The organism is Streptomyces caniferus (assembly GCF_009811555.1).
Taxonomy (GTDB): Bacteria; Actinomycetota; Actinomycetes; order Streptomycetales; family Streptomycetaceae; genus Streptomyces; species Streptomyces caniferus.
Map to the genome: position 1 here is coordinate 1,011,591 of NZ_BLIN01000005.1, position 20,895 is coordinate 1,032,485.

20 protein-coding genes are annotated in these 20,895 nt (G+C 72.3%); 9 read left to right on the plus strand and 11 right to left on the minus strand.

Going from position 1 to position 20,895, the window contains the following annotated elements:
* Positions 1 to 35: 35 nt before the first annotated feature.
* Positions 36 to 1,142 (plus strand): right-handed parallel beta-helix repeat-containing protein, encoded by a 1,107-nt coding sequence (locus tag Scani_RS21040; RefSeq protein ID WP_159478701.1) that lies wholly within the window; start codon positions 36 to 38, stop codon positions 1,140 to 1,142.
* A gap of 7 nt (positions 1,143 to 1,149) precedes the next feature.
* Positions 1,150 to 2,178, plus strand: coding sequence for a methyltransferase (locus Scani_RS21045; RefSeq protein ID WP_159478704.1), 1,029 nt, complete (start codon positions 1,150 to 1,152; stop codon positions 2,176 to 2,178).
* A 113-nt stretch (positions 2,179 to 2,291) separates the two neighbouring features.
* Here Scani_RS21045 and Scani_RS21050 read toward each other — a convergent pair whose 3' ends face one another.
* From Scani_RS21050 to Scani_RS21080, 7 genes are all read right to left on the minus strand, one after another.
* On the minus strand, positions 2,292 to 2,624 hold the full coding sequence (locus Scani_RS21050; protein ID WP_159478707.1) for a TcmI family type II polyketide cyclase: 333 nt from the start codon (positions 2,622 to 2,624) through the stop codon (positions 2,292 to 2,294).
* Between the two features lie 56 nt (positions 2,625 to 2,680).
* The gene (locus Scani_RS21055; RefSeq protein WP_159478710.1) at positions 2,681 to 3,154 is read right to left on the minus strand and encodes an SRPBCC family protein; all 474 of its coding nucleotides are present in this window, start codon (positions 3,152 to 3,154) and stop codon (positions 2,681 to 2,683) included.
* Position 3,155: 1 nt separating this feature from the next.
* The gene (locus Scani_RS21060; protein WP_159478713.1) at positions 3,156 to 3,443 is read right to left on the minus strand and encodes an acyl carrier protein; all 288 of its coding nucleotides are present in this window, start codon (positions 3,441 to 3,443) and stop codon (positions 3,156 to 3,158) included.
* A 15-nt stretch (positions 3,444 to 3,458) separates the two neighbouring features.
* On the minus strand, positions 3,459 to 4,709 hold the full coding sequence (locus tag Scani_RS21065; protein ID WP_159478716.1) for a ketosynthase chain-length factor: 1,251 nt from the start codon (positions 4,707 to 4,709) through the stop codon (positions 3,459 to 3,461).
* Positions 4,706 to 5,974, minus strand: coding sequence for a beta-ketoacyl-[acyl-carrier-protein] synthase family protein (locus tag Scani_RS21070; protein WP_159478719.1), 1,269 nt, complete (start codon positions 5,972 to 5,974; stop codon positions 4,706 to 4,708). The genes Scani_RS21065 and Scani_RS21070 overlap by 4 nt, the downstream gene beginning before the upstream one ends.
* Positions 5,971 to 6,405, minus strand: coding sequence for a cupin domain-containing protein (locus Scani_RS21075; RefSeq protein ID WP_030083353.1), 435 nt, complete (start codon positions 6,403 to 6,405; stop codon positions 5,971 to 5,973). Before Scani_RS21075 ends, Scani_RS21070 begins: the two co-directional genes overlap by 4 nt.
* A 69-nt stretch (positions 6,406 to 6,474) precedes the next feature.
* Positions 6,475 to 7,593, minus strand: a complete 1,119-nt coding sequence (locus Scani_RS21080; protein WP_159478722.1) for a SchA/CurD-like domain-containing protein — start codon at positions 7,591 to 7,593, stop codon at positions 6,475 to 6,477.
* A gap of 252 nt (positions 7,594 to 7,845) precedes the next feature.
* On the opposite strand from Scani_RS21080, the gene Scani_RS21085 reads away from it, so the two are divergent.
* Positions 7,846 to 9,480, plus strand: a complete 1,635-nt coding sequence (locus Scani_RS21085) for an FAD-dependent oxidoreductase (protein ID WP_159478725.1) — start codon at positions 7,846 to 7,848, stop codon at positions 9,478 to 9,480.
* A gap of 503 nt (positions 9,481 to 9,983) precedes the next feature.
* Positions 9,984 to 10,472, plus strand: coding sequence for a glutathione peroxidase (locus Scani_RS21090; RefSeq protein WP_159482269.1), 489 nt, complete (start codon positions 9,984 to 9,986; stop codon positions 10,470 to 10,472).
* Between the two features lie 55 nt (positions 10,473 to 10,527).
* Here Scani_RS21090 and Scani_RS21095 read toward each other — a convergent pair whose 3' ends face one another.
* A complete protein-coding gene (locus Scani_RS21095) occupies positions 10,528 to 10,947 on the minus strand; it encodes an STAS domain-containing protein (protein ID WP_159478728.1) in 420 nt (139 codons plus the stop codon).
* Positions 10,948 to 11,632: 685 nt separating this feature from the next.
* Between Scani_RS21095 and Scani_RS21100 the strand changes: the two genes are divergently transcribed.
* From Scani_RS21100 to lnt, 4 genes are all read left to right on the plus strand, one after another.
* Positions 11,633 to 13,051 (plus strand): sensor histidine kinase, encoded by a 1,419-nt coding sequence (locus Scani_RS21100; RefSeq protein ID WP_246296057.1) that lies wholly within the window; start codon positions 11,633 to 11,635, stop codon positions 13,049 to 13,051.
* Positions 13,052 to 13,201: 150 nt separating this feature from the next.
* Positions 13,202 to 15,169 carry an ABC transporter ATP-binding protein gene (locus Scani_RS21105; protein WP_159478731.1) on the plus strand — a complete coding sequence of 656 codons (1,968 nt, stop codon included), beginning with the start codon at positions 13,202 to 13,204 and terminating at the stop codon, positions 15,167 to 15,169.
* Between the two features lie 61 nt (positions 15,170 to 15,230).
* Entirely contained in the window at positions 15,231 to 15,713 is a 483-nt protein-coding gene (locus Scani_RS21110; RefSeq protein WP_159478734.1) for a nuclear transport factor 2 family protein, read from the plus strand.
* 115 nt (positions 15,714 to 15,828) lie between these two features.
* Positions 15,829 to 17,439, plus strand: coding sequence for an apolipoprotein N-acyltransferase (lnt, locus tag Scani_RS21115; RefSeq protein WP_159478737.1), 1,611 nt, complete (start codon positions 15,829 to 15,831; stop codon positions 17,437 to 17,439).
* Here the strand turns inward: lnt and Scani_RS21120 are convergent.
* Together Scani_RS21120 and Scani_RS21125 are read right to left on the minus strand one after the other, a co-directional pair.
* Positions 17,408 to 18,316, minus strand: a complete 909-nt coding sequence (locus Scani_RS21120; RefSeq protein WP_159478740.1) for a Gfo/Idh/MocA family protein — start codon at positions 18,314 to 18,316, stop codon at positions 17,408 to 17,410. The genes lnt and Scani_RS21120 overlap by 32 nt on opposite strands.
* A complete protein-coding gene (locus Scani_RS21125; protein ID WP_159482271.1) occupies positions 18,313 to 19,599 on the minus strand; it encodes an FAD-dependent monooxygenase in 1,287 nt (428 codons plus the stop codon). Before Scani_RS21125 ends, Scani_RS21120 begins: the two co-directional genes overlap by 4 nt.
* A 91-nt stretch (positions 19,600 to 19,690) precedes the next feature.
* Between Scani_RS21125 and Scani_RS21130 the strand changes: the two genes are divergently transcribed.
* Positions 19,691 to 20,329 (plus strand): TetR/AcrR family transcriptional regulator, encoded by a 639-nt coding sequence (locus tag Scani_RS21130; RefSeq protein ID WP_159478743.1) that lies wholly within the window; start codon positions 19,691 to 19,693, stop codon positions 20,327 to 20,329.
* Positions 20,330 to 20,347: 18 nt separating this feature from the next.
* Here Scani_RS21130 and Scani_RS21135 read toward each other — a convergent pair whose 3' ends face one another.
* Positions 20,348 to 20,878: a hypothetical protein gene (locus Scani_RS21135; protein ID WP_159482272.1), complete on the minus strand. Its 531-nt coding sequence runs from the start codon at positions 20,876 to 20,878 to the stop codon at positions 20,348 to 20,350.
* Between the last annotated feature and the right edge of the window lie 17 nt (positions 20,879 to 20,895).

A 20,895-nucleotide genomic window follows, 5' to 3' on the forward strand; every position in this document is an offset into this window, starting at 1 on the left:
TGGCGAGCGGGAGTGATCGCCCATAGCTTCGCCTCATGGCGCTTCGACAGATGACATACATGGGCTGCGTCGCCGCGATGCTGGTCGGCGGACTGGGCGCGGCATCCCCCTGCGACGCAACGGAACGACTCGTGGTCCACCCCGGCCAGTCGATCCAACGAGTGGTGGACAGAGCAAAGCCGGGCGACACCGTCTTCGTCCGGCCCGGCCTCTACCGGGAGAGCGTGGTCATCCGCAAGTCGCGGGTGCACCTCGTCGGTGCGGGCCACAAGACAGTGATCAGTCCGGGCCGCAAGCGGGCCGAGAACGCCTGCGGGAAGGCCGGCAGCGGTATCTGCGTCATCGGCGCGGGCGACCGGACGCTGCGGGACGTCAGCATCCGTTCGCTGACCGTCAAGGGCTTCAAGAAGAACGGCATCTGGGCCTCCCGCACCGACCGGCTGCGCGTCCACGACGTGGCCGCGCGGCACAACGGGGTGTGGGGCATCGCCCAGGAGAAGTCCACCCGCGGAGTGTTCCGGGACAACGTCGTCACCGGCAACGGCGACTCGGGCATCTTCCTGGCGAACACGGTCAAGGAGGAGGGCGGGGCCACCGACACCCGCGGGGCCACGGTCACCGAGAACTACCTCGCGAAGAACCGGATCGGCATCACCGTACGACGCGTCAGGAACCTGACGGTCGCCCACAACACCATCACCGGGAACTGCGGCGGCGTCTTCGTCGTCGGCGACGAGTCCCGCCCGCGGGCCGGCGAGCTGGCGGTCCGGAACAACACCATCGTCAAGAACAACAAGCACTGCGCCGGCAACAGCCGTCTGCCGTTCATCCAGGGGTCCGGCATCGTCCTCACCGGCGCCGAGAAGACCGTGGTCCGGCGCAATCTGATCCGCGACAACGTCGGCAAGTCCCCGCTCTCCGGCGGCATCGTGCTCTTCCACAGCTTCGTGAAGACGGCCAACGAACGCAACCTCATCATCGACAACCTCGTGCTGCACAACAAGCCGGTGGACCTCGCCAACCGCGACCCCAAGGGCAAGGGAAACCGCTTCGTCCACAACATCTGCCGGACCTCGGAGCCGGCCGGTCTGTGCCGACGGCAAGAGGTGCACGGGATGCACCTCTCTTCAACCGGAGAATAGAGGCGGAATGACCACCGTAAGTCCCACCCCTCAGCCCGCCATGCGGCTCCGGGAACTCGTCTTCGGAGCCGCCTGTGCGGCGGCCGTACGGGCGGCGGCGCGCCTCGGCGTCGCCGACGCGCTCGGCGACCGGCCCACCACCGCGGAGGAACTGGCCGCCGCGGTGAAGGCCGAGCCGCGGCCGCTGGAAAGGCTGCTGCGCACCCTGTCGTGCTACGGGATCTTCGAGGAGACCGACGACGGGAAGTACGTCCACACGGACATGTCCCGGCTGCTGCGGGAGGACACCCCCAACAGCCTCCGGTACATCTCGCTGTGGTGCACGGAGCCGTGGACCTGGGAGGCCTGGCCGCGGCTCGACGATGCGGTGCGCACCGGCAGCAGCGTCTTCGACGACCTGTACGGCAAGGGGTTCTTCGAGTACCTGCACCAGGACGCCGGGGACTCGGCCGAGGTCTTCAACCGCGCGATGACCACGTCCAGCAAGCAGTCGGCGCAGGACATCGCGAACCTGCTCGATCTGACCGGTGCGTCGTCGGTGGCGGACATCGGCGGCGGTCAGGGGCATGTGCTCGCCAGCCTGCTGGAGAAGCACCCCGCGCTGGAAGGCACGCTGCTCGACCTGCCCACCGTCGTGGCGAACCCGGACCCCCGGCTGCGCGACGGCGGGCCGCTCGCCCCGCGGGTACGGGTCGTGCCCGGCGACTGCCGCGAGGACATCCCGGTCCGGGCCGATGTCTACATCATCAAGAACATCCTGGAGTGGGACGACGAGAGCACCCGCAGAACGCTGCACAACGTCGTCAAGGCCGCCCGCCCCGGCGCCCGCGTCGTGATCATCGAGAATCTCGTCGACGACAGCCCCTCGATGAAGTTCACCACCGCCATGGACCTGCTGCTGCTCCTGAACGTCGGCGGTGCCAAGCACACCAAGGCGAGCCTGGTCAGCCGCATGGCGGAGGCCGGCCTGAAGGTCGGCGAGATCCTGGTCGTCAATCCGTACCTGCACGCGTTCGAGTGCACCGTCCCCGAATGAGCATGACCCGGCACGGCAGGTCGCCCGGTGCGGAGGCTTCTCCTCACCGGGCGACCTTGCCCTTGTCCGGGACGGCGCGGGAGCCGGGGGATCGCCCCGGCTCCGCGTACGCGTCAGCCGCTGCCGTCGCGCTGCCAGCTGTAGAACTGCTGGGCCATCGCGTCCTTGGGGCTTCGCCAGGTCTCCGGGTCGTACGCGCTGACGAAGGCGGACAGCTTGTCGCTGACGGCGCGGAACTCCGGGTGTTCCGTCACCTTGGCGATCTCCGGGCCGGGCGGCCGGTCGGATTCGATGAGGTGCAGATACACGTCACCGAACTGGAAGAGGGTCCGCCGCGAGACGCCGACCAGGTGCGGCAGTTCCGTACGGTCGGAGGCCTGGAAGACCTCGGCGATGTCCGGAGCCGAACCGGGCGCCATACGAGCGACGATCAGAGCATGATGCATCGGGGAGATCCCTTCGTTGCCGCCGGACGGCGGTCCGAGCGCGGCCTGGCGGGCCGTCAGCTGATGGTGGTGGACCGGAGCTCGCGGTCCCGCTGTTCGATCCGGTCCCGGATGAGCTCCATCTGGATCCGGGAGTTGCGGTTGATCAGCTCGGTCATGCCCTTGTCGTCGACCGGGGCGTCGGGCTTCATCGCGAAGTCCTGGGTCCAGTGCATGGAGGTGCCACCCGGGATCTCGGTGTACTTCCAGTGGATGTCCATGTGCGCGAAGGGGCCGGTCTCGACCCGGCGGGCGCGGACGGTGCGGTTCCGGCGGTCGACGACCCGCTCGGAGACCCAGCTCCAGACCGTGCCGTTGTCGTCCGGGTGCATCGTCAGCCGGAAGGTGGTCTTGTCGCCCTCCTGGGACAGCACCTCGACCGAGGCGTACTCGCTGAACAGCTGCGGCCAGCTCTCGATGTCGTTGGTGATGTCCCAGACGAGGTCGAGCGGTGCCGCGATGGTGATGTCGTTCTCGGTGTGGCCGGACATGTCAGGCTCCTGTCGTAGACACGTTCTCTTGGGCGGAGGGGATGGTTTGAGCGGTGTTGACGAGGTCGAGGAAGTCGCGCGGCGTCCTGCAGCGTTCCGCGTCGGTCGGCATCGGCCGGCCCTGCCGGTTCTCCAGCTCGCCGACGATGCCGAGCAGGCCCAGCGAGTCCAGGCCGAACTCGGTGAACGTCGCGTCGGGCCGGTTCGCCAGCTCCTTCGGGTCGACGGTGAGCCCGGCGGCGGACTTCATCAGCGCGGCCAGCTCATTGAGCGTCAGTTGAGCGTTCATGTGCGGTTCTCCTTCTCACGAGGGGGACGGGGAGCCCTTCCGCAGCACCATCGCCGCGTTCGAACCCATCAGTCCCCGGCTCAGCACCAGCGCCGTCCGCAACTCGGCGGGCCGGGCCCGGCCGGTCACCACGTCCAGGTCGTGGCAGACGTCGACGACGTTGGGTGTGGGCGGCACGACGCCCTGCTCCATCGAGAGCACCGCTGCCGCGGTGTCCAGGACGGGGGCGCCGCAGTACGCCCGCCCGGTGCCGGTCTTGGGTGCGGTCACCGGAACCTGCGAGGCGTGACGGCCCAGGGCGTCCGCGATCGCCAGCGCCTCGGCCCGGTCGGCCGCAGGGACGCCGAGCGCATCCGCGAACACCACGTCGATCTCTTCCGGGGCGCACCGCGCATCCGCCAGTGCGCCGCGGATCGCATGCGCGAGCCCGTCCCGGGACGCCTCCCACAGGGAGGCCCCGGTGAAGGTGGCGGCGTGCCCGGCCAGTACGGCCCGGACGCTCGCCCCACGGCTCACGGCCGCCGCCTCTTCCTCGACGATCAGCATCGCGCCGCCCTCGGCGGGTACGAACCCCGAGGCCCCGCTGGTGAACGGGCGGTAGGCGCGGGCCGGATCGTCGAGCTTGCTCAGATCGTCGTAGCCGAGCTGGCAGACGACCGAGTAGGGGGCCAGGGGCGCCTCGGCGGCGCCCACGACGACGGCATCGGTACCGCGCCGAATGGTGCGCGCGGCGTGCGCCAGGGCGTCCAGACCGCCCGCCTCGTCGCTGGCCACGACTCCGCACGGCCCCTTGAAGCCGCCGCGGATGGAGATCTGGCCGGTGCTCGCCGCGTAGAACCAGGCGATCGACTGGTACGGGCCGACATGGCGGGAGCCCTGGCCCCAGAGCCGTTGCAGCTCCCGCTGGCCGAACTCGCCGCCGCCCGAGCCGGCGGCCGTGACGACTCCCACCGCGAACGGTGAGTCGTTGTAGTCGGCACGGCCGAGCCGGGCGTCGTCCAGCGCGAGGTTGGCCGCCGCCATGGCGAAGTGGGTGAACCGGTCGGTCTGGACGAGGTAACGCTCCTCGATCAGATCCGCCGGATCGAAACCCCGGACCTCGCCGGCGACCTTGAGGGGCAGATGCTCGCACCCCTCACGGGTGACGCGGTCGAGGACGCTGATGCCCTCCACCGTCGCCTTCCAGAAGGTCTCGGTGCTCACCCCGTTGGGGGCGATGACACCCATGCCGGTGACGACGGAACGACGTTCCTTCGGGGAGCTCATGATGCCCTCCCACCCTGTCGGGTCAGTACCACCGCTGACTGGAATCCACCGAACCCGCTGCCGACCGAGAGCACCGAACGCAGCGGCAGCTCCCGAGCGGTTTTGGGCACGTAGTCGAGGTCGCACTCCGGGTCCGGAGTCTCGTAATTGGCCGTGGGCGGCACCACTTGGTGGGTGAGTGCCAGCACACAGGCCACGATCTCGATCGCGCCGATCGCCCCGAGCGAATGGCCCACCATGGATTTGATGGAACTCATCGGGATCTTGCGGGCGTGTGCGCCGAGCGACCGCTTGACCGCGGCCGTCTCGTGCCGGTCGTTCTGCTGGGTCCCCGAGCCGTGCGCGTTGACGTAGTCCACCTGGGTGGCGTCGATCCTGGCGTGGCCGAGTGCGCGGTTGATCGCCTCGGCCATCTCCAGGCCTTCCTGGGTGAGACCGGTCATGTGGTACGCGTTGCCGAAGGTGGCGTAGCCACGGATCTCACAGTGGATCGTCGCACCGCGGGCGCGGGCGTGCTCCAGCTCCTCCAGGACGAGGACGGCGCCGCCCTCCCCCATGACGAAACCGTCGCGGTGGGCGTCGAACGGCTTCGAGGCGTGGGCGGGATCGTCGTTGTTCGCGGACGTCGCCTTGATCGCGTCGAAGCAGGCCACGGTGATCGGGGAGATCGGTGAGTCGGAGGCGCCGGCGATGCACACATCGACCCGGCCCTCCTCGATGGAGTGGAAGGCGTAACCGATGGCGTCGAGGCCGGAGGTGCAGCCCGTGGAGACGGTCTGCACCGGGCCATGGGCGCCGATCTGTTCCGCCACCGCGGAGGCGAGCGAACTCGGCGAGAACGCCCGCTCCAGGTACCGCCCGGCCGGCCGGTGGTCGACATCCCACCGCTCACCGTGGTTGCTGACGGCTACGTAGTCGTGCTCCAGGCGCGTGGTGCCGCCGACCGCGGTGCCCAGGGACACCCCGATGCGCCAGGGATCCTCGACCTCCGTGTCCAGGCCGGCGTCGCGCAGCGCCTCGTCCGCGGCGACCATCGCGAACTGGACGTACCGGTCCGAGCGGGCCACCTGCTCCTCGCTCAGCCCGTGCGCCGCGGGGTCGAAGTCGCACTCGGCGGCGATGCGCGAGCGGAACCCCTCCGGGTCGAAGAGGGTGATGCCCCGGGTCGCCGTGCGGCCTGCGGACAGCAGGTCCCAGAAGGCGGGCACACCCACGCCGCCCGGAGCGACGATCCCGACGCCGGTGACCGCCACACGGCGGGTCATGACACCGGCTCCGTGCGTTCCGGTGGTGCGGCCGGTGTGCTCTCTTCCGTGCCCTCGGTGTCGACGTGTCCGAGCTCCGGGCGCGGCGCCAGCGGACCGAGGTGGAAGACCATCCGGGCCTCCACATCCCCGACATTGCGGAAGCGGTGCCGCATGTACGGGGGGATCAGCAGCCCCTGGTCCGGGCGCAGCGGGTGCGGTTCCCCGTCGAGGTCCACTTCGAGCGCGCCTTGGACGACGTACACGAACTCCTCGGAGTAGGGGTGGTAGTGCTCGCCGATGCGCTCGCCGGGCTGCACGAGTGCCATGCCCATGAAGCCGCTCGTGGCGCCCACCGCGCTGGGTGTCAGCATGGCGCGCAGATCACCTCCGCGCCGGCGGTTGGGCTGGGTCTCGCTGAGGTCCACGATGCGTGGGCGGTGCGTGGTCATGGCTGCTTCCTCCAAGGGCGTGAGGCCGGGGGTGGATGAGGGTGGGCGACCTGCTGCGGCCGGGCGCAGTCAGGCGCCCGGTGCCCGGCGGTCCGTGATGAGGGCCATGTCGGCGCGCTCCAGGAAATGCGCGAGCTCGCGGTCGTTGGACAGACCGCCGGCCACCTCGGTGTCGAGCAGACGCCGCAGCACGGCCGTCTTGCGGGGACCGCGCACGCCGAGCGCCAGCACGGGATCGCTGTCGATCGGGATCCGGAGATCGATGAGCCGGACGACCACGTCGTCGCGCTGGAAGATGGTGCTGCCGGCGATGGGGCAGGACGGGTCGTCCGCGGCCAGCTCGTCCTGGCGGGCGAGCATCTGGGCCAGCGTCATGCCGCACCCTTCCTTGGCGGGGTAGAACAGCGCATGCCGCCTGATGCCGTCGGGCTGCTGACCACCCGCCGCGACGTGGTGCACCGCGGGCAGCGCGGCCCGGGTGAAGAAGACCCGCGCGGAGTTGGGATCGCTCAGGTCGCGGTCCTGCTCCAGGTACGGGTTGATGGCCTCCTCGACGGCCCGGACCTCGGGCTGCTGGGAGATGTGCCGCAGCGCCGCGACGAGGTCGCCCTGCACCTCGACCGCGCGCACGACGCGGTTGCCGTGCATGAACAGGGAGGTGCGGCGGAGCCGGGTGGTGTCGTCGACCTTGGCCTCCGGGGAGGTGTAGCCGGCGAGGATGTCCGCGACCATCGATTCGCTGCCCGGCTTCACGGTGAAGGTCAGCGCGTGCCGGACCACACCGTCGCCGACGCGGGGGTTGGCCTGCAGACGGCCCTTGGGGAGCTCGGGCGCGAGGCGGGCGACGTTCGAGGTCTCGCGCAGGACGCTGAAGCGCAGCGACCGGGTGTCACGGACACAGCCGTGCAGCGGCTGGACCATCTTGACGTGTTCCTCGCTGTTGACCCAGGCCAGGAACGGCGGTGCGCTCTCCCATTCGCTGGTGATGAGCCACTGGGAGGGGTTCTCGATGGACTGGCACAGCTGGTCGGTGATGTGTCCGGGGACGGACGCGACCTGGTTGCGCAGGTGCTCGTAGGCTTCGAGGAAGTCCTGCTGGGCTCCTTCGTGGAGGTCCAGAAGCAGGACGACCCGCAGCCGGGAGCCGTCGAAGGCCGACTGGGATATTCGTTCCGACAGCGTTGTCATCGTCTACGCATCTCCTTCGGGGCCCGATGGCCCCAGTGGTGCGTCGTCAGTTCCGGTGCGATCCGGGTGACTGAGCCGGATGGTGGGGGCGCCCTGCCCGGTGGTCCGGGGGGCGTCCCGGATTCGATCGTGGCCGGGACCCACGGGTGGCGCGAGATCTGTGAGCCATGCAGGTGAACCGTGATCGAACAGGTCCTCAGCCGGGCATTCGTGCTCCATCTGCCGTAAGCGTCCCTGGAGCTGGAGCACGCAATGAATCCCACCGTCGAAGACCGGGTGCCGGTACTCGTCGTGGGCGGGTCCCTGGTCGGCCTGTCCGCGTCGCTGTTCCTGGGACGCCTGGGTGTCAGACATCTGCTGGTCGAGAAGCACTCGGACACCTCCCGCCACCCGCGCGGGCGGGGCAACAACGTCCGCACGATGGAGCTGTTCCGGGTGGCCGGGGCGGAAGCGGGGATCCGCGAGGCCGCGTCGGTCCTGGCCGACAACCACGGGATCCTGCAGGCCCGTTCGCTCACCGGCGACGACCAGGAGTGGCTGTTCAAGGAGATCGACCCGGGTGGCGGGCTGGCCCGTATCAGCCCGTCCGCCTGGTGCCTGTGCAGTCAGAACGACCTGGAGCCGGTACTGGTGCGCTGCGCCCGCGAGCTGGGCGGTGACCTGCGGTTCTCCACCGAGCTGAGCTCCTTCGAGCAGGACTCGCAGGGGGTGCGGGCGACGCTGCGGAACCGGGAGACCGGCGAGGTCACCACCGTGCACGCGGACTACCTCATCGCCGCCGACGGCCCCCGCAGCCCGGTGCGCGAGCGGCTGGGCATCGGCCAGACGGGCCCCGGCGACCTGTTCCACAACGTGAGCATCACCTTCCGCGCGCCGCAGCTCGCGGACGTCGTGGGCGATCGCCGGTTCATCGCCTGCTACTTGACCAACCCCGAGGCCGACGGCGCCCTGCTGCCGGTGGACAACAAGGCGGAGTGGGTCTTCCACGCCCCGTGGCACCCCGACACGGGCGAGACCCTGGAGGACTTCACCGACGAGCGGTGCATCGACCACATCCGCCGGGCAACGGGCGTACCGGACATGGCAGTTGAGATCACGGGCAAGGCCCCGTGGCACGCCGCCGAGCGGGTCGCGGAGCGGTACGCGGCCGGCCGGGTCTTCCTCGCCGGCGACTCGGCCCACGAGATGTCCCCCACCGGGGCGTTCGGCTCCAACACAGGCATCCAGGACGCCCACAACCTCACCTGGAAGCTCGCCGCCGTACTGAACGGCTCGGCGGGCCCGGAGCTGCTGGCGTCCTACGAGGCGGAACGGCAGCCGGTGGCGCAGGAGACCAGCGCCCGCGCCTCGGCGCGCTCGGCCGAGCACAGCCACCCGGGGTACTCCCCGGCTCCGGGCGCGGGCGGTGGCCGGCAGCGCGGGGTGCTCACCGTCGCCCTGGGGTACTGCTATCCGCAGGGCGCGGTGGTCGGTGCCGACGCCGACCTGCCGGTGGTCCCCGACCAGATGCGGCTGACGGGCGAGCCGGGCACCCGCGCCCCGCACATGTGGGTGCGGGCCGGCGGCGAGCGGCGCTCGACCCTCGATCTGTACGAGAAGTCCTTCGTCCTGCTGACCGGCTCCGAGGGCGAGATGTGGCGCACCGCGGCCAAAGGCGCCGTCGAGCAGTTCTCCCTCGGGCTGGACTGCTATCAGGTCGGCACGGGGCCGAACGACGATCTGATTCCCGAGGACGGCGTGGACTGGGCCGAGAAGCACGGGACGACGTCGGAGGGTGCGGTGCTGGTGCGCCCCGACGGCTTCGTGGCCTGGCGGGCCGAGGGCCGGGTGGCCGACCCCGAGGCGGCGCTCCGGCAGGTCCTCCAAGCGCTGCTGTGCCGGAGCTGACCTGCCCGGCAGGCCCCCGTCGCGTGCGGACGGCAGGGGCCGGGTGATGTGACGCACGAGGCTGCTGATGGCGGAGGGGCCGGTGGGGTATCCACCGGCCCCTCCGGCGCGCGAACGTATCTTCTGCCCGTCACCACCGCAGGGGCATCTCGGGACCGCCCCGGCCGCGTCCCGCAACTCGGGGGCCGATTTCCGGTTGAGTCCGGGCATGGATGCCAAGAAGCCCGCCTCCCACCCCTTTCGGCGCCTCTCGCTCCCCCACCAGCCGCCGGCCCTGCCGCCCCCCGCCCCGCCGGCCCTGCCGCCCCCTGCCCCGCAGGCGCGCCGTCCGGCCGAGGGAGAGACGCCGATCTTCGACCAGCTGCTCAAGGAGTGGCGCTCGGGGGAGATCCGGCCGGTCGTGTCCTGGCCGGTCGACGATCCGGGGAAGATCGGGACGGGTGCCAGGGTTGGGACGGATGATGGCCGTCCGTATCCGCGGACCCGTGACAAGGAGCATGACCGTGAGCCTGTACGACATCCCCCTGCGCACCCTGACCGGTGAGCCCGCTTCGCTCGCCGACTACCGGGGCAAGGCCCTGCTGGTGGTGAACGTGGCGTCCAAGTGCGGGCTGACCCCGCAGTATTCGGGGCTGGAGCGGCTTCAGGAGCGCTACGGGGACCGTGGCTTCAGTGTGCTGGGTTTCCCCAGCAACCAGTTCGCGGGCCAGGAGCCCGGCACCGCCGAGGAGATCGCCGCCTTCTGCTCGGCGACGTACGGCGTGAGCTTCCCGCTGTTCGAGAAGACCGACGTCAACGGCGAGGACCGGCATCCGCTCTACGCGGCGCTGACCGGCACCGAGGACGCCGAAGGGGCGGCCGGTGACGTCCAGTGGAACTTCGAGAAGTTCCTGATCGATGCCCAGGGCCGGGTCGCGGGCCGCTTCCGGCCGCGCACCGAGCCGGAGGCCGAGGAGCTGACCACCGCCATCGAGGCGGCACTGCCGGCCTGAGGTCCGGTGCCGCGGGGCGGCGGGGCAGGCCAGGAGCGGCAGGCGCCGGAGCCAATCAGGCGACCGCCGTGCCCGCGGTGTCCGTGAGCCCGGCTGGTCCGGCGGCTCCGTCCGCGTCGTCGTCGCCGCCGGCCTCGTCGGCCACGACCTCGAAGCTGCCGGTCAGGCCGGTCATCCGCAGCAGCCGCGCGACGCTCCCGCCGCCGGAGACGCCGGTCAGCCGCAGCCGGCCGCCCCGCTGGCGTGTCCGGTAGCGGGCGCGGCTCAGCAGGGACAGTCCGGCGCAGTCGATGAACGTGACCGCGCGTACGTCGACGACCAGGTCGGTGCCCTGCGTACCGGTGATCTCGTCCATCCGGTCGGACAGCACCGACACGGCGAGAATGTCCAGCTCACCGCGGAGTTCCAGCACGGTCGTGCCGCCCGCCGCGCGGCTGGGCCCCACGAGTCTCGGGTAGTACTGACCTTCATCCATCGGCCCGGCCCACTTTCGTGCCGAGGCGCGGGATATGGCCACGCGTCTGCGGCGGAGACGTTCGGAAGGTGTGGGGGGCGCCCGGCGCAATCCGGGCGGGTCGGCCCGTTTCCGGGTCATCGGTAGTGAGGTGACGTGTCGTCCGTGTCCGTGTGTTTCTGCTGCTGTGCCCGTAGTTGACTACGGCTTACCCGCAGTCCGCGCCCTCAAAGTCCCGGCGCACGCCCGAGCTTCAGGTTGTCTCAAAGTCGCCCCTCGTGGGCGTGGCCGATATAGGCGGCCGGAACGGCTTCCCGGGGGCGAGCGCAGCGTCGACCACGGCCTGGATGCCGTCGTCGGCGAGCGCAGCGTCCGGCCGGCCGACCGGCTGCCCGGCCGGCGACGCCCCCGGTCCCGGCGCGCCCGACCCGACGACGCCGCCCCGACGGCCCCGGCCCAGTCCCCCGGCGACCGGTCCGGCGAGCGCTCCGCTGACCGCCTGCCCCGGGCACCTCATCCGCATACGCACCCCGAGGCCCCCTAATGGCACTCTTTCGGGCGAATTAGACTGTCCGGACCGCCCGGAAGTGAGAGGTGCGCCCTGAAGCCGTCGGATCCCGCCGGAGATCTCCCCGAACGCACCGCCCAGAGCCTGCGCGAGCTGGCCGGTGGGCCGATCTCCCGGCTTCCGCAGCTGTTGGAGGCGATGGTGGCCGTCGGCTCCGACCACGACCTGCGCCGTGCCCTGGGCCGTATCGCCGAGACCGCCGCCTCCCTCACCGGCGCGCGCCACGCCGCTCTCAGCCTCCCCCGCGAGGAGGGTGACGGCCCCGGCGAGCCGATCACCCACGGCCCCTCCCCCGAAGGCGAGCCGCCCGCCGGGGGCTTCCTGGAGGTACCGATCCAGGTGCAGGGGGAGCACTTCGGCACGCTGTACGTGGCGGGCAAGAGCGACCGCGAGGCGTTCGGCGACGCGGATCTGCACCTGGTACGGGTACTGGCCACCGAGGCCGGCATCGCCCTGAGCAATGCCCGGATGCACTGCGCCGCCCGCCAGCGCCGACGCTGGATCGACGGCGCGGCATCCGTCACCACCGCCCTGCTGGCCGGACCCGAGACCGGTTCGACCACCACGAACGCCCTGACCGTGGTCGCGGAGAAGGGCCGGGAGCTGGCCGAGGCGGCGACCGGAGCGGTCCTGCTGCCACACACCGAGGGCGGCATGGAGGTCGTGGCGATCTCGACCGTGCTGCCCGAGTCCGTACGGGCCGAGGCGCACCGCGGCCGGATCCCGCCCAAGAGCCCGGTCGTCCACCAGATACACGCCGGGCTCGCGGTCTTCTCCGACGACTTCGCCGACGACCCCCGCTCGATCTCCCCGCTGTCGCGCCACTACGGCCCGACGATGCTGCTGCCGCTGCGCAGCAACGGGCGGGTGCTGGGCGCGCTCGCGCTGTGCCGGATATCCGGCGACCGCCGCTTCAGCCACACCGAGCGGACCCTGGGAACACAGTTCGCCGCCCAGGCCGCGGTGGCGCTCGTGCTGGCCGACCGGCACCGTGACCGCGAGCGGCTGGCCGTCTTCGAGGACCGCGACCGCATCGCCCGCGATCTGCACGATCTGGTCATCCAGCGGCTGTTCGCCACCGGGATGCTGCTGGAGACCGCCCGGCGCAAGGCCCAGCTGCCGGAGGTGGCGGAGGGGGTCGGCCGGGCGGTCGACGAGCTGGACGCCACGATCCAGGAGATCCGAACGGCGATCATCGCGCTGCAGCAGGGCCCGGCCGAGGCGCCGCCCGGGCTGCGCACCCGCGTGCTGCGGGAAGCCGCCGCGGCCGGCGCTGCGCTCGGCACCCGGCCGTCGGTCCGGTTCACCGGCCCGGTCGACACCCAGGTCGACGACAGGAGCGCCCGTGAGCTGCTGGCCGTACTCGGCGAAGCACTGGCGGCGGTGACCACCGGGGCATCGGCACGGCCGGAGCCGGTCCGGGTGGAGATCACCGTGGACCTCACCGTCCCGCTCCCCGACGGCCGGCCGGGCATCCGGCTGACGGTGACCTGCCCGGACGGCGCCGCCCGGCCCGTGGTCTGGGAACATCCGCTGCGGGGCGGCCCCGGAGCCTGATCGGCCCCCGGCCCGCCCCTGTCGGCACGCCCTGTCGGGTGATGCCCCCGGATTCACTTGACCTCAACGTTGGTTGAGGTCCTACGTTCCTTGTATGTCGCCGGGCACGCACGGCGATCCCGTGACGAACCCCGGCACCTGGAGGCCACGATGGACATGGAAGTCACCGCCTGGCATGCGCTGCACAGCACGATGACCGCGCAGCAGGGCCGGCGCCGCTTCTCCCGCGGCACCCTGCGCCGCATCACGGCATTCGCCCGCCCGCACCGCCGTCACCTGGTGTGGTTCCTCGTGCTGAGCACGGCGACCGCGATGCTCGCGGTGGCCACCCCGCTGCTGGCGGGCCGGGTGGTGGACGCGATCGTGGGCGGCGACTCGGCGTCCCTCGTCGTCCGGCTGTCAGGGCTGATCGCCGTGATCGCGGTCGCCGAGGCAGCTCTGGGGCTGGTGACCCGCTGGCTGTCGGCGAGCATCGGCGAGGGGCTGATCCTGGACCTGCGGACGACCGTGTACGACCACGTCCAGCGGATGCCCATCGCCTTCTTCACCCGCACCCGCACCGGAGCGCTGGTCAGCCGCCTGAACAACGATGTGATCGGCGCCCAGCGGGCCTTCAGCGACACCCTGTCCGGGGTCGTCAGCAATATCGTGACGCTGCTGCTCACCCTCGTGGTGATGCTCGGTCTGTCCTGGCAGATCACCCTGATCGCGCTGGTGCTGCTGCCGGTGTTCGTGCTGCCCGCCCGCCGGGTCGGCCGCCGGCTGGCGGATCTGCGCCGGGAGGGCGCCGACCACAACGCGGCGATGGGCACCCAGATGACCGAGCGGTTCTCCGCCCCGGGCGCCACCCTCGTCAAGCTGATGGGCCGGCCCGCCCGCGAGTCCGCCGAGTTCGCCACCCGGGCCCGCCGGGTGCGCGACATCGGGGTCCGTTCGGCCATGGTCCAGACGTACTTCGTCACCGCCCTCACTCTCGTCTCCGCCCTGGCGCTGGCCGTCGTCTACGGCCTGGGCGGGTTCCTCGCGCTGCGCGGACAGCTGGAGCCCGGCGCGATCGTCTCGCTGGCCCTGCTGCTCACCCGGCTCTACGCCCCGCTGACCGCGCTGTCCGGCGCCCATATCGAGGTGATGAGCGCGCTGGTCAGCTTCGAGCGGGTCTTCGAGGTGCTCGACCTCAAGCCGCTGATCACCGAGAAGCCGGATGCCCGCGCGGTCCCGGAGGGCCCGGTGTCCGTGGAGTTCGACTCCGTCCGCTTCGGCTACCCGTCCGCCGACAAGGTCTCGCTGGCCTCCCTGGAGGAGGTCGCCACCCTCGACACCCGGGGCGGCGAAGAGGTGCTGCACGGCATCTCCTTCCGCGCCGAACCCGGCCAGATGGTCGCCCTGGTCGGCTCCTCGGGCGCCGGAAAGTCGACCGTGGCCCAGTTGCTGCCGCGGCTGTACGACACCGACTCCGGCGCGGTCCGGCTGTCCGGCGTGGACGTCCGCGAGCTGACCGCCGCCTCGCTGCGCGACGTCCTGGGAATGGTCACCCAGGACGGGCACCTCTTCCACGACACGATCCGCGCGAACCTGCTGCTGGCCAAGCCGGAGGCGGCCGAGCCGGAGCTGTGGGACGCGCTGCGCCGGGCGCGCCTGGAGGACCTGATCGCCGCACTCCCCGACGGGCTGGACACCGTCGTCGGCGAGCGGGGCTACCGGCTCTCGGGCGGCGAACGCCAGCGGCTGACCATCGCCCGGCTGCTGCTCGCCCACCCCCGGGTGGTGATCCTGGACGAGGCCACCGCCCATCTGGACAACACCTCCGAGGCGGCGGTGCAGGAAGCGCTCACCGAGGCGCTGGACGGCCGTACCGCGCTGGTCATCGCCCACCGGCTGTCGACCGTACGGGCCGCGGACCTGATCCTGGTGGTCGAGGACGGACGGATCGTCGAGCGCGGGACGCACGAGACGCTGCTGGCCGCCGACGGGCGCTACGCCGAGCTGTACCGGACACAGTTCACCGACTCGGAGGACCGGCGGGAGGCCGCGGAGGAGGCCCGGCGGGCGGACGTCGAGGGCGCCCGGAGCTCGGATTCCGGCCCGGATGCCGTGCCGGAGTCGGCGCTGGTGAACTGACGCCGCGCCGGAAGGCCCCCGCCTCTTGGCGGGGGCCTTCCGGATGCCGAAAAATGAGGCGATGACGCAGCGCGCGGAACACTCCACGGTCATGGACCGCCTCGCCCTCGACGATCTGATCACCGGGTACGCCATCGCCGTGGACGACGGTGACTGGCCCGGCTATCGGGACCTGTTCACCCCGGACGGCCGGGCCGACTACCGCTCCGCGGGCGGCATCGAGGGCGGCGCGGAGGAGATCGCCTCCTGGCTCGGCGAGATGCTGGGGAACTTCACCATGCGGCAGCATCTGATCGTCAACCGCCGCATCACCCTCGCCCGCCGGGACGGCGCCCCCGGGGACACGGCCACGGTCCAGGCCGACTACCTCAACCCGATGCGGCTCACCGGCCCCGAGACAGAGGACGAGGGCGGTCCCACCGCCCCCAACTACACCTGCGCCGGCCGCTACGAGTTCACCGCCCGGCGCACCGCCGACGGCTGGCGGCTGACCGGCGTCGTCGTCCACGAGAAGTGGCGTGAGGTCTGGCCCGGTGGTGAGTGACCGCCCCGGCCGTCCGTCGCCCGGTTCGGCCGTTGCGGCGACCCCTCTTTCGTTGATCGGCCCCTCCGCGCACACTGGCGGTCCGACCGGCCGGGACCGACACCAGGGAGGCCGCATGGACACCCCGCCCGTCCGTCAGGGGCAGTGGCTCGGCTCCCCCTGGACCCGGGGGACGGCCGCCGCGCTCGCCGGCGCGGTGCCGGCGCTCGCCTTTCCCGCGCCGTCGTGGTGGTGGCTGGCGTATGTCTCGCTGGTGCCCTGGCTGCTGCTGGTGCAGTCGGCACCGACCTGGCGGCGGGCGGCGCTGGACGGCTGGCTGGGCGGCACCGGTTTCATGCTGGCCGTCCACCAGTGGCTGCTGCCGAGCCTGCACGTCTTCATCCTCGTGCTCGCCCTGCTGCTCGGTGCGCTGTGGGCGCCCTGGGGCGTGCTGGTGCGTGCGCTGCTGGGCGGCGCGCCCCCGGCGGGCGGGGCGGCCCGCGAGGGGTCCGCCCGGACGGCGCCCGGCGGGGCCCCTGCCGACGGACGGCGGCGGGTGACGGGCGGGCGGTGCGCCGCCGCGCTGGTGCTGGTGCCGTCGGGCTGGCTGATGGTCGAACTGGTCCGGTCGTGGGAGTACTTGGGCGGCCCCTGGGGGCTGCTCGGCGCCAGCCAGTGGCAGGTGCCGCCCGCGCTGCGACTGGCGTCGATCGGCGGGGTGTGGCTGCTGAGTCTGCTGATCGTGGCGGTGAACACCGCGGTGGCCGAGCTGATCGCCCGCCCGGCGGCACGGCTGCCCGCGGTGGCCGGGCTGCTGGTGTGCGCGCTGGCGGCCGGCGCGGCCTGGTTCTGGGCGCCGGTCCCCCGCATCACGGGCACCGTGCGGGTCGCGGTCGTCCAGCCCGGCCCGACCGGCACCCCCTCGGCACGCCTGGCCCGCGGCGAGGCTCTCACCCGGTCGCTGGCAGGCCGTGGGGTGCGCCTGATCGTCTGGGGCGAGAGCAGCCTCTACAAGGATCCGGCGGACCATCCGGCGCTCGCCGCCCGCCTCGCCGCCCTCTCCCGGCAGACCGGCGCCGACCTGCTGATCAACGCCGACTCCCCGCAGGCCGGACGGCCGGGCATCTCCAAGAGCGCGGTACTGATCGGGCCGGACGGACCGACCGGGGACCGCTACGCCAAGATGCGGCTGGTGCCCTTCGGTGAGTACATACCGTTCCGTTCGGTCCTGGGCTGGGCGACGCGGGTGGGCAAGGCAGCCACCAGCGACCGGGTGCGCGGCACCCGTCCGGTGGTGATGCCGGTGGCCACCGCGGGCGGACTGCGGATCGGGCCGCTGGTGTGCTTCGAGACCGCCTTCCCCGACATGAGCCGCCATCTGGTGCGCGACGGCGCCCGGGTGCTGGTCGCCCAGTCCTCGACCTCGACGTTCCAGGACAGCTGGGCGCCCGCCCAGCATGCGTCCCTGGCCGCGCTGCGCGCCGCGGAGACCTGGCGGCCCATGATGCACGCCACGCTCACCGGCATCAGTGCGGTGTACGGCCCCCGGGGCGAGCCGACCGGCGAGCGGCTGGGCACCGACCGCAGCGCGGCGGCCGTCTACGACCTGCCGCTGGCCGAGGGCACCAGCCCGTACACCCGGTTCGGTGACTGGGCGGTGTACGGGGCGGTGGGGGCGCTGCTGCTCGCCGGCGGGTACGCGGGGCTGCGGGCGCTCAGCAGGCGGCCTGCGCGAGGGCGTCGGTGACCACCCGTTCGCACAGTTCATGGGTGCGCAGCGCGTCCTCGGCGGACGGCTGCCGGCCGGCCCGCACATCGTCCAGGAACGCCAGGACGATCTGCTCGATGCCGCGCTGCCGGGCGACCGGCACCCAGTCGCCGCGGCGCCGGATGCTGGGCTGTCCCTTGTGGTCGATGACCTCGGCGAGATTGACGACCTGGCGCTTGGTGTCCTGCCCGGAGACGTCGAGGATCTCCTCCGCGGAGCCGCTCAGGCGGTTCATGGTGCCGAGGGCGGTGAAGCCGTCACCGGACAGCTGGAGGACCACATGCTGCATCAGGCCGTTGCGGATCCTGGCGCGCACATCGATGTGGTCGATCTCGCCGGGGACCAGGAACCGCAGGGTGTCGACGACATGGATGAAGTCGTCCAGGACGAGCGTGCGCGGGTCCTCGGGCAGTCCGATGCGGTTCTTCTGCATCAGGATCAGATCACGGGCGTGCTCGCGGCACTGGGCGTAGGCGGGCGCGAAGCGGCGGTTGAAGCCGACGGTGAGGCCCACCCCGCGGTCCGCGGCGAGCGCGACCAGGCGCTGGGACGTGGCGAGTTCGTAGGAGAGCGGCTTGTCGACGTAGGTCGGTACGCCGGCTTCGATCAGCCGGGTCACGATCTCGGGGTGGGCGGCGGTGGCGGCGTGCACGAAGGCCGCGTCCAGGCCGGTGGCGAGCAGCGAGTCCAGGTCCTGGTGGAGCTGTCCCCCGGTCAGCCGGTGGGTGGCACCGACGCGTTCCAGGGTCGCCGGGGTGCGGGTGTGCAGATGCAGTTCGAGCCCCGGCTGGGTGCCCAGTACGGGCAGGTACGCCTTCTGGGCGATGTCGCCGAGTCCGATGCAGCCGACCTTCACTCGTGCTCCTTGGGTTGTGCCACGGCGCTGGTGCCTCGCGTGCCGGAAGCATACGTGCCGGCCGGCGGCCGCCAGTCGGCGATCCCGTCCAGGGACCGCAGCACCAGATCCGGTGCGAGGCGGGCGGCGGCGGCCATCAGGACGGCGCGCAGCGCACAGGCCGGCCCCGAGCGCCAGGTGCAGAGCCGGCCGATCCGCTCGGCACGGCGTACGACGTCCATGGTGTGCGGCAGCCGCTGCCGGGTGTACGCGGCGAGGGCCGCGGCCTGATCGGCTTCCGGTGCGGCCAGGTGGGCCAGCACGACGGCGTCCTCGATGGCCTGGCAGCCGCCCTGTCCGAGGTTCGGGGTCATCGGGTGGACGGCGTCGCCGAGCAGGGCGACCCGGCCCCGGTGGAAGGCGGGCGGCGGGGCGGCCGCGGTGTAGACGTCGTTGCGGAGCACCGTCGCCGGGTCCGCCGCGGCGAGGAGGGCGGGAACGGGGTGGTGCCAGTTGCCGAAGCGGCGCAGCAGTTCGGCCCGCTCGTCGTCGGCGGCCCGGCCGCCCGGTGGTACGGCCGCGGTGGCATAGGCGTAGATCCGCCCGCCGGACAGCGGCACGGTGCCCCACAGGCTGCCGGGGCCCCAGGTCTCGTGCGCCTCGTGGAGGCCGTCGGGCGCGGGGACGACGAGGCGCCAGGCGGTGACGCCGGCGTAGCGGGGTGCGGGGTGGCCGGGGAAGAGGGCGCGGCGGGCGGCGGAGTGGATGCCGTCGGCGGCGACGACGAGGTCCGCGGTGAGCTCTTCGCCGGCGTCCGCCGTTCCGTCTCCGGTGCCGGTGATCCGTACGCGCGCCGGGCGGTCCTCCGCTCCCGGGTCGCCGGCGTCGACGAGTGCGGCCGCGACTCCGGTGCGCAGCGCGCCGTCGGGCAGCCGGGCGGCGAGCAGGGCCGTCACCTCGGCGCGGTGGGCGACCACGACCGGGCCGCCGAAGCGCCGGACGGCCGCGGCCTGGTCCGTACGCGCCAGCCGGTGGCCGCCGGGGAGACGGATCTCGCCGGTGGTCTGCCAGGCGCCCATGGCCCGTACGGCGTCGCCCGCGCCGAGGGTGTCCAGGGCGCGCTGGGCGTTGGGGGCGAGGGCGATGCCCGCGCCGCTCCGTACCGGAGGGCCGGATGCGGTGCCCGGCTCCCCCGTGGTGGTGCGCTCCAGGACGGTGACCGCCCAGCCGCGGCGGTCCAGTGCGACCGCGGCGGTGAGCCCGCCGATACCGCTGCCGATCACGAGCGCGGTGCGTTGCCGCATCATGCCTCCCCTGACCCGAGTGCGTAACTACAGGCGTAGTTACCCTTGCCCCTGACACTACACCCGTAGTCGGCGGGTTAGGCTGCCCGGTATGAACTCCCGCAGTGGCCGCGCCCCGGCGGCGCCCGCCCCTCGCCGTGAACGGATCGCCGATGCGGCGCTGACCCTGCTCGCCGAGCGCGGCATGCGGGGGCTGACGCACCGGGCGGTGGACGAGGCGGCCGGGCTGCCGCAGGGCTCCACCTCGAATCTCGCCCGCACCCGGGCGGCCCTGCTGGAGACGGCGGTACAGCGGCTGGCCGAGCGGGAGGCGGCGGTGCTGACACCGCATGCGATGCCGGAGGTTCCAGCGGAAGGAAGCGGGACCGCGCCGCTGCCGGACGACGCCGTGGCAGCGGTCGCCGAGGCGCTCTCCCTGGCGCTGCACCGCTACCTGTCCCGGCACCGGCAGCTGCTCATCGCCCGTTACGAACTGGCCCTGGAGGCCACCCGCCGGCCCGAGCTGCGGGCGGTCTACGACCGGGCGGGGCGGGCCTTCCGGGAGCCGGTGGTGGCGATGCTGGCGGCGGCCGGCTCCACCGAAACCGAGCGGCATGAGCTCGGGCTGATCGCATGGTGCGACGGGGTGCTGTTCTCCTGCACCGCGGGAGGGTTCCATGCGTCCGTCCCCACCCGCGACGCGCTGCGCACCTCCTGCACGGAGCTGCTCGACGGGATGCTGCGGCGGTGAGTGCCCCGCGCACCCGGTCTATGGGGCCGCGAGGCCGTCGAGGCGCAGTTGCAGCCGGTCGATGGCGTCCCGGAGCCCCTGGCGGTACTCGCCGTCGGCGAGGGCGTTGGCCGAGGCCCGGGCGCGCCGCAGCTGGGCCCGCGCATCGGCCGGCCGGTCCAGGGCGGCGTAGTCGGCCGCGATGTTGAGATGCAGCGAGGGGAAGAACGCCCGGAGGGCGACGAGGGGGTGGCGGGGGCCGGGGCCGTCGGCGACCTTCGGCTCCTCCGGCGCGACGGCGGCCTTGGGCCGCTCGGTGACGAAGCCCTCGGCGGCCTCCAGGGCCCTGAGGTCCCAGTCGAGTTCGTCCCGGGGGTCGTCCTGGGTGTCGGCCATGTAGTGGGCGAGGGTGCAGCGGTGGAAGGCGTCTCCCTGCGGCCCGATCTCGTGCCACAGCGCCGAGAGACGGTTGCGTGCCTCTTCCCGGTCGCCCGCGCGATGCAACATGATCGCCTGGCCGATCCGGGTCAGCACCCCGTCCTCGGGTGTCGCCTCCCGCCGCTTGTCCACCACCGTGCACTCCGTAT